The sequence below is a fragment of the Kaistella sp. genome, from assembly GCF_041824135.1.
GTDB lineage: Bacteria > Bacteroidota > Bacteroidia > Flavobacteriales > Weeksellaceae > Kaistella.
This window is the reverse complement of the sequence record NZ_JBGZYM010000036.1, coordinates 1-2,722: the sequence shown is the minus strand read 5'-3', so window position 1 is coordinate 2,722 and position 2,722 is coordinate 1. Positions and strand designations below refer to the sequence as shown.

2 protein-coding genes are annotated in these 2,722 nt (G+C 34.3%); one reads left to right on the top strand and one right to left on the bottom strand.

The window, feature by feature from the left end:
* Positions 1–239: 239 nt before the first annotated feature.
* Entirely contained in the window at positions 240–653 is a 414-nt protein-coding gene (locus ACEYOS_RS04320) for a hypothetical protein (protein WP_143853941.1), read from the bottom strand.
* A gap of 1,147 nt (positions 654–1,800) precedes the next feature.
* Between ACEYOS_RS04320 and ACEYOS_RS04315 the strand changes: the two genes are divergently transcribed.
* On the top strand, positions 1,801–2,722 hold a 922-nt coding region (locus ACEYOS_RS04315; protein WP_373797515.1), incomplete at its 3' end, for a tyrosine-type recombinase/integrase.

Genomic DNA, 2,722 nt, shown 5'->3' with positions numbered 1-2,722 from the left:
TCTATAAGCAAGCGTTAAACCCGCTCTAAAAGGCTACCAAACGCCACAAAAAAAGCAGTCCTTCCGAAAAAACTGCTTTGGTCATCTCGACTCGTAATTTCTATTTTTTCAAGGTCTCAGTGATTTATCAATTCATTTGGCCTCGCCGAACCTTCGGTTTCTTGTCTTTCAGACAAAACGACCCGAGGCACAGCCGAACAGAGCGCAGCTAAAGCTTAGTTATTATCTGCAGCCGTTTTTTAAGTGTTAGTCTTCAATATGTTAGCGAGTTTATCTATACTTTCAGGATCAATATTTTGTAAACTAAAGATTTTAATTTGCCCGTCATATTTTGAAATACTCAATTCATTATTTTGGAAACTATAATTCCTAATTTCTTCAAATTTGAAATTTTTCCCCCAAAATTCATTGAGTTTAATCATAATTCCTTTTTTATTCCATTGAACAAAGTTTTTATACCAAAAAATTTTAGAATAGATAAAAGCAAGAAATAAAAAAATAGATGCATTTATAAATTTTCCAATTTTCGGATTTTCAAAATTTATTAATTCAAAAAGGTTAGAGATTAAAATAATAGCACATAATATTAATAAAATAGATTGCGCTTTATTATCTTTAAAATTTAGTTGATCAAAATGTATTTTATTCATCATTTGCGTGATTTTGGAAACGATTACAGCTAACGGTTGGGTATTTCTGTTGGCGGGGATTTTATAACTGGGTTTTGTAAATTTAACGAAATGAACAATTAGCGAAAATCTTTAGTTCTGAAGCGAGGAAAAACCGCTGAAATCCACCAATAAAGGCTACCCAACGCCACAAAAAAAAGCAGTTCTTCTGAAAAACTGCTTTGTGTATCTAAATTCTAAAAACGACATCCCCATAAGAGGACCATCATACTGCTGAAAAGCCATCGGAGCTTCCGTTCAACGGGCTTTCATTTCTTGTCTTGCAGACAAAACGAAAGCTTAGTTATTGTGCGACTGTGCCTTTTATTCAGGATTTTCATTAATTTTTAAGAATTTTACTCTGTAAAAATATATTAGAAGTAAAATTAATCCAATAATAATCTTCAGCCAAGATTTTTTGTTAAACTCAAATGAATAATCCGTTAAATCATAGGAAAAAAATCCCATAATCAAAAGAATCATTCCAATAGTTCTTAAATATTTATTTACTTTCATTAGTTTAAGGCGTTTTCTTTAGTTTTAACTTCTTTCAAAAACTTATCATAAATAATTTTTATGAGTCCAAAAAACACAATTATTTCAACTAACATTCCAACAACGTAACCAATTTTGTAAGCAGTAGAATTTGCGACATTATTCAAATCGGATATTTGGTTAAAATTTATCAGTTCCCACAGAGTTTTTCCTCCATTAATTAACAAAACAATACAAGCAACATACAAGAATATTCTTTTTATTACCATAATTATAAATTCATTGATTTCATATTTAACGTAATTTTTAGTGGCATATCGCATAACGGAAAAAGTATTGGCGAAGGACGGGCTACTGCAAACCAAATGTGGTAAGGAAAACCGCCTGGAGCAAAATGCTTTTTCAGATTTCTAAATTACTAAAAATTGAAAGATGAAAAAGCATTTTTGCGTGTTTTATTATATAAATTCTCGAAGGAAAATATCAACCCCGTTTTTTGCAAATACACTGTTGAACTAAACCTCCGGTAGCTTTTCCTGAGGCTGTTTTATTAACTTTGTTTAATCATAACATAAAAAAAAATCTCTAAAATGGCTACAAAAAAAAATCTCCGGAGGATTTAAGGACGAACAAAATTTTGAATCGCGCTTCGAGCGAAGTTAGTGGTTTTTCGGAACTGATACAACGTTTCGAAAGAAATATTTCAATCCAGGGAAAAAGTCCCAGAACCTTTGATAATTATTCCAGGCATGTTGCCGCCCTAGCACTTCATTTCGGTAAAATTCCTACGGAATTAGATCCGGAAGACATCAAAGATTATCTCTTCGAACTTCAACAACGCAGCAAAACACCTTCCCAAACTTACTTTAAGCACACCGTTTATGGACTTCGATTTCTTCTGAAAGCCGAAGGTTTACCCTACAGTTTTCTACATCTTCCTGCTATTCCAAAAGTCAAAAAACTACCGACTATTTTAAGCCGTCAGGAAGTTTGGCGCATGCTGCAAACTGCCCAATTGCTGAAGCACAAACTGCTCATTGGTTTGATTTACGGGTGCGGGCTTCGATGTATGGAAGTCCGGAATATCGAACTTCATCATCTGGATTTTGACCGACAAATGCTACACATTGTTCAGGGTAAAGGTCAAAAAGACCGTTATGTTCCTTTATCCGAACATTTAATTCGGGGACTGAAAACCTTTATTTCCGTGGAAAATCCGACTCAATATTTATTCAATGGAAATCAAAATAGAAATATTGAAGAGATTGATGCTTCGACTACGCTCAGCACAGGTGCTTCCACAACGCACACCAAAGATTTTGATTCCAGATACAGTCAAAGAGGCGTTCAATGGGTCATCAAAACGGTGAGCAAAAAAGCCGGGATCACCAAAATTGTTCATACCCACACTTTGCGACACAGCTTCGCCACGCATTTATTGGAAGATGGTGTTTCGATCATTATGGTTCAGAAACTTTTGGGTCATGAAAGAATAGAATCCACGATGGAATATCTTCATGTTTGCCAATTGTCTGACCAAAAACCGCACAGCCCTTTGG